This is a genomic window from Clostridium sp., from assembly GCF_030532265.1.
In the GTDB taxonomy this organism is placed as follows: Bacteria; Bacillota; Clostridia; order Clostridiales; family Clostridiaceae; genus Clostridium.
The window spans coordinates 1-4,571 of sequence record NZ_JAUNLM010000093.1 but is presented as its reverse complement, the minus strand read 5'-3'; the positions used below and the strand labels follow the sequence as shown (position 1 = coordinate 4,571).

The following is a 4,571-nucleotide window of genomic DNA, read 5'->3' as shown; positions in this document are numbered from 1 at the left end:
ACAAAAATAAACGATATACTTATAACTACAATATTTCTTTTCTTCATAATAAAACTCCTTGCATAATTTTTATAATTTACTAATAAGATAGTTCAAAACCACAATAACATTACCGAAATTTTTAATCATGTATAGATATATTTTAACTATAATTTGATTACTGTAAATTCCATAAAACACATCTCACTATCAAATCCTAATTTATCTGATAAATACTTTCACACGATAAAATTATACCATTTATTGGAATAATTTCAATATTGTATATTTTTTAAAGTTATACTTTATATGGGAATATCCAAGTTCAACATACTCATTCCAACACTTCTTAACATAAAAGAAGAAGGAGTAACCTTCTTTTGCTCACCTTCTTAAATACTTAAATATCCTATTAACTTATCATTTATTTTTAGTTTTATTGACTCTATATTTCTATCTTTACCTATAGTTATTTCTCATATTAACATATGAAGTAACATCTTTTGTTTTTCTCTTATTTTGCAATTTGATGGCACTTTACTAAAGTTCTGTAATATTTCTTTTATTAACTTATATTGAACCTCTTTATTAACTTCATCTGTTACATTTACTAATAGTGGTTGTCTTTCTTTTTCTAGCTCTTCATTAACCATAATTTCTCCAGGCATTAAGTAATTCGTATCAAATGTTTTGACTATTTTATATCTCCTTTTTCTTCTACAAAATACATAAAACAAGTCAAATCATTAGTAAATGAGTTCTTGAAATCTTTTATAAACTTTATTATATCGCTTGAATGACCTGTTAACTCTTTCCCATTACTATTATCTATAATTCCAACTCTAAAAGCTCCTCCTGTTGCTATATCATTTGTTGAAATTTTAGTTATCTGTAAATCTTCATTCTTTATATATTTAGGTATAAGCTTTTTATACTTTATGCACTTATATTTACTTTCTAATGTTCCTTTTTCAAAATCTACTATTATAGTGTTATTAGGTGTTGTAAAATAATATTCATCTTCAAATTCTAAGCATATACTATTAGGTAGCATTTGAATTGAGTAATTTTCATCGTAATAATCCTTTGAAATATTTAGAACCTCTTCCCAAAAATCTTGGCATTCATCAATATCATAATTACTATCTACATATTTATTTGCTACTTCTCCTTTAAGCTCAATGCTATATACATTATTATCTTTCTTTGAATGCTTTATAATAGCGTTTATTCTTGATTCTTTATCTTCTAACTCTTCCTTAGTTATAACTATTGGTAATCCTAAAATATTTTTAAACATCTATATCTCTCCTTATTATTAATATTCTTCTGCTAAAAGCATCGTTGAATGATCTCCATCATCTATTACAAAAATTTTTATTTTTCCTACAACTTCAATTTCAATGTCACATAACTCTATTATGTGTTCTTCATTGTATTTAGGTACTTCTTGCCTATGATTAATTGTTATAGTTCCATATTCCTTTTCAATTTCAAATACTTGTAGATAGTCAACTTTCTCTACCTTATCTTTTAAACCATCAATAACTCTCCACATAAATATTTGTAGCCTTATATCTACCATTTCATTTATACCTTTTGTAATGTATCTGTTTTCTTTATTAAACATTTTCATCTCTCCTTAAAATAGAAAAACTCTAATCACTACTTATTAGCAATTAGAGTCTTATATATTATTTATTTCATTTTTTAACATCTCAATGAATTCCTTTGAAAAAACTTTATCCTTTATAGCTTTTTTTATTAGTTCAATAAGTTCAAGCTCTGTTACATCTAAGCTTCTTGGAATGTATCTGTTGCTAGACCTTATTGTGTCTTTGTATAAAGAGAATCTTATTTCCTCTCTTCTTTTTGATTTTACAAATATTCTTTCTATGCAATAAGTATATTTTCATCATCTACTTTAGCTTGACTTATAATGTTACAATATTTCGTACTTTTTATTATTTTATTTGCCATAATGACCTCCTTATTCTAAAAGTGTCTTAGAGAGTTCTTCATCATCTATTACTGCTACTGAAAAATCGCTAGAAAGTAAAAATAGTGAAGAAGTATAATTAACTCCTTCACTACATATAATCTTGTCTATATATTCTGATAGTATGTCTTTCAACATTCAATTCTTAAGTATTTTAACATCTTTTATACTTTCAGCCACTAAAACATATCCCCCTAAATCTTTATCTACATCTCTGTTTTCTCCGTAGTTTTCATTAAGTATATCTATAATTTCAGAAGTACTTTTAATTACTTCTATTGGATACTCTTTTAATTGCTCCTTTAAATAAATTTTCTTCATTCTTTCCTCCTTATATAAAAAGACTCTTACTAATTCTAGTAAAAGTCTTTTTATTATACATATAGAATATATATTTTTTTATATCCTATTACATTTATTATATAAATTTTAATTTTTTTTAATATTTATATTAATTATAAGCATATTTAATCTATACTTATAATTTCTCCATTAAATATTAATTTACCATCAGATTTTATAACTTCATAGAACTCACTATGATTATGCTTCAAAAAATTTATTATATTCTCTTTATTAAGAATTGCATATAATTCATCTATACTGTAATAAAAATTATTATATTCAGAACATTCATCATTATATATTCTATATCCATATGAGTATTCTCGGCTTTCTTTTCCATGTATATCTATATCTATAAATTTTGTAATTTGAATTTCAACCATTGTATAACCTCCTACTTTATATTTTGTAATTTTTATTTTCTCCTATTTTATACTTTTATGGTTATAAAATACAAAATAACATGATACAATATTAATTGTAAAAATTTATACAAAAAATATGAAAGGATTGATTTAAATGTGTAGTAATCAATTAGAAAACGACGTTTCTAAAGTGTTAGAAAATTACTATAATTCATTTTCTAATAAAGTTTATTCTGATGAAAACAATGATTCAGATATACTTATGGATACTTTTGGTATAACTCCTGAACTTAAAAGAGAAAATAGACAATACTGGGGCAGAGAATTAGGAATGGCGTGGCAATTAATTATTAACCATATTTTTAGACATAACCATAATGAATATGGTGAAGCTATTAGCATTGGATTAGATGAACCATGTGATTTAGTTGCTGGAAATGATGCTATTGATACTAAATATAGAATAGGTTCTGGAGATTCAGGTACTTTAAAAAAATTCAAAGCTTATGGTAAATTACTTAGTGAAAAAGGATATAGACCTGTTTTATTAATCCTAAGAGATGACAACCTACCTGCCGCTATAACAGCATGTAACAATGGTGGTTGGACTGTTTTAACTGGACAAGCCTCTATAAAATATGTACTTGACAATACTGGCGTAAATGTTGAAAAACTACTTTCTAAATTTGCTTCAAAGTTTAATATTACAAGAAAATAAAATTAAGAGGATTTAAATCCTCTTAATTTTTATTCTTTATCTATAGCTATTTCTTGAAATTGCAATTGCTTATTTTTTAAGTTGATATTCTCTAATCTCTTGTTAGCAATATCTACATACTCATCACATATCTCGAATCCAATAAATTTTATCCCCAATTCTTTAGCAGCTACTGCAGTAGTCCCGCTTCCCATAAAAGGGTCTAATACTATATTATCATCATATCTTGGAACAGATATATCTATTAATTCCTTTATTAAATCTAATGGTTTTACAGTAGAATGTGTATTAAACTCATCCTTCTCATCTCTTTTTACATTTTCAATTATATTGCTTTTAAATCCATTTTCTGTTTTTGCTTTAAATAATCCTACGTTATATTTTTCTAATGTCTGAATATAATTATTTATTAGAGGTTTTTGAACTACGCAAATTGCTTCCCATTCATTTCTAAAGCAGCTATGCCATCCTTCCCACTTTTGCCAATCTTCCTTTCCCATCTTTTCTAACTTTTTTGCAACATTTAATCCTTTAGGGATTCCACTATTACGTCTCCATACCATTATATCTCTCGAATAAAACCCTACATTTTCTAATGCTACTTGAACATGTGCTATAGTTCTTGTGCTATTAAATACAAAAACTAACCCTCCTGGCTTAATTATCCTATATAATTCTCTTCCCCATTCCTCAATCCATTTTGAATAATCTAATATATTATTTCTATTTTTTTCATACCATCTTTTATTTCTAACTCCTCCTGCTAATCCACTTCCATACGGTATATTTTTAACAAGAGTTGATGACGATTCTTGAACTCTTTCTTTTCTTCTTTTTATTTCTTCATTATCCCAATTGTGACCTATAAACTCATAATTATATGGTGGGTCTGTTATACATGATGCTATATAATCATCAGGTATATTTTTCATTCCCTCTATACAATCTAAATTAATTATCTTATTTATATAATCCATACCATATCTCCTCATTCTTATCTTTTTACTGAATTCAATAATATTATAAACTTCTAGTTGTAATTATTCTACAATCATTTTGTTCCACTTATTTATAAGAAAAAACCTCCGTTATTTATGATACGGTTCATTGTTCATTATTCTAAAAGCTCTATATACTTGTTCTAAAAGCATAACTCTAAATAGCT

Annotated in this window: 9 protein-coding genes and 1 pseudogene; 1 reads left to right on the top strand and 9 read right to left on the bottom strand. The window is 25.7% G+C overall.

What is annotated here, in order from left to right; translation table 11 throughout:
- Nucleotides 1-455: 455 nt before the first annotated feature.
- The 7 genes and pseudogenes from Q4E08_RS11580 to Q4E08_RS11555 all read right to left on the bottom strand — a co-directional run bounded on the left by Q4E08_RS11580 (nucleotide 456) and on the right by Q4E08_RS11555 (nucleotide 2,706).
- Nucleotides 456-632: a hypothetical protein gene (locus tag Q4E08_RS11580; RefSeq protein WP_303131106.1), complete on the bottom strand. Its 177-nt coding sequence runs from the start codon at nucleotides 630-632 to the stop codon at nucleotides 456-458.
- Nucleotides 633-673: 41 nt separating this feature from the next.
- Nucleotides 674-1,279 carry a hypothetical protein gene (locus tag Q4E08_RS11575; protein ID WP_303131105.1) on the bottom strand — a complete coding sequence of 202 codons (606 nt, stop codon included), beginning with the start codon at nucleotides 1,277-1,279 and terminating at the stop codon, nucleotides 674-676.
- Between the two features lie 18 nt (nucleotides 1,280-1,297).
- Nucleotides 1,298-1,609 (bottom strand): DUF960 family protein, encoded by a 312-nt coding sequence (locus Q4E08_RS11570; RefSeq protein WP_303131104.1) that lies wholly within the window; start codon nucleotides 1,607-1,609, stop codon nucleotides 1,298-1,300.
- Nucleotides 1,610-1,666: 57 nt separating this feature from the next.
- Nucleotides 1,667-1,959 (bottom strand): annotated as a pseudogene (locus Q4E08_RS11565) (hypothetical protein).
- Nucleotides 1,960-1,969: 10 nt separating this feature from the next.
- Nucleotides 1,970-2,116 carry a hypothetical protein gene (locus Q4E08_RS12175; RefSeq protein WP_368410200.1) on the bottom strand — a complete coding sequence of 49 codons (147 nt, stop codon included), beginning with the start codon at nucleotides 2,114-2,116 and terminating at the stop codon, nucleotides 1,970-1,972.
- Entirely contained in the window at nucleotides 2,117-2,299 is a 183-nt protein-coding gene (locus Q4E08_RS12170) for a hypothetical protein (protein ID WP_368410199.1), read from the bottom strand.
- A gap of 146 nt (nucleotides 2,300-2,445) precedes the next feature.
- The gene (locus Q4E08_RS11555; RefSeq protein ID WP_303131102.1) at nucleotides 2,446-2,706 is read right to left on the bottom strand and encodes a hypothetical protein; all 261 of its coding nucleotides are present in this window, start codon (nucleotides 2,704-2,706) and stop codon (nucleotides 2,446-2,448) included.
- A gap of 136 nt (nucleotides 2,707-2,842) precedes the next feature.
- Here Q4E08_RS11555 and Q4E08_RS11550 point away from each other — a divergent pair, with 136 nt between their 5' ends.
- Nucleotides 2,843-3,406, top strand: a complete 564-nt coding sequence (locus tag Q4E08_RS11550) for a hypothetical protein (RefSeq protein ID WP_303131100.1) — start codon at nucleotides 2,843-2,845, stop codon at nucleotides 3,404-3,406.
- A 29-nt stretch (nucleotides 3,407-3,435) separates the two neighbouring features.
- On the opposite strand, the gene Q4E08_RS11545 is transcribed toward Q4E08_RS11550, so the two are convergent.
- Both Q4E08_RS11545 and Q4E08_RS11540 read right to left on the bottom strand, forming a co-directional pair.
- Nucleotides 3,436-4,383: a site-specific DNA-methyltransferase gene (locus Q4E08_RS11545; protein WP_303131099.1), complete on the bottom strand. Its 948-nt coding sequence runs from the start codon at nucleotides 4,381-4,383 to the stop codon at nucleotides 3,436-3,438.
- Nucleotides 4,384-4,494: 111 nt separating this feature from the next.
- Nucleotides 4,495-4,571, bottom strand: a 77-nt coding sequence (locus Q4E08_RS11540) for a 23S rRNA (pseudouridine(1915)-N(3))-methyltransferase RlmH (RefSeq protein ID WP_303131108.1), incomplete at its 5' end; no start/stop codon positions are given.

Excerpts from the sequence above, each read along its gene's own strand:
- Q4E08_RS11580 (WP_303131106.1), bottom strand. The coding sequence starts at position 632 with ATGGTTAATGAAGAGCTAGAAAAAGAAAGACAACCACTATTAGTAAAT.
- Q4E08_RS11575 (WP_303131105.1), bottom strand. The coding sequence starts at position 1,279 with ATGTTTAAAAATATTTTAGGATTACCAATAGTTATAACTAAGGAAGAG.
- Q4E08_RS11570 (WP_303131104.1), bottom strand. The coding sequence starts at position 1,609 with ATGTTTAATAAAGAAAACAGATACATTACAAAAGGTATAAATGAAATG.
- Q4E08_RS12175 (WP_368410200.1), bottom strand. The coding sequence starts at position 2,116 with ATGTTGAAAGACATACTATCAGAATATATAGACAAGATTATATGTAGT.
- Q4E08_RS12170 (WP_368410199.1), bottom strand. The coding sequence starts at position 2,299 with ATGAAGAAAATTTATTTAAAGGAGCAATTAAAAGAGTATCCAATAGAA.
- Q4E08_RS11555 (WP_303131102.1), bottom strand. The coding sequence starts at position 2,706 with ATGGTTGAAATTCAAATTACAAAATTTATAGATATAGATATACATGGA.
- Q4E08_RS11550 (WP_303131100.1), top strand. The coding sequence starts at position 2,843 with ATGTGTAGTAATCAATTAGAAAACGACGTTTCTAAAGTGTTAGAAAAT.
- Q4E08_RS11545 (WP_303131099.1), bottom strand. The coding sequence starts at position 4,383 with ATGGATTATATAAATAAGATAATTAATTTAGATTGTATAGAGGGAATG.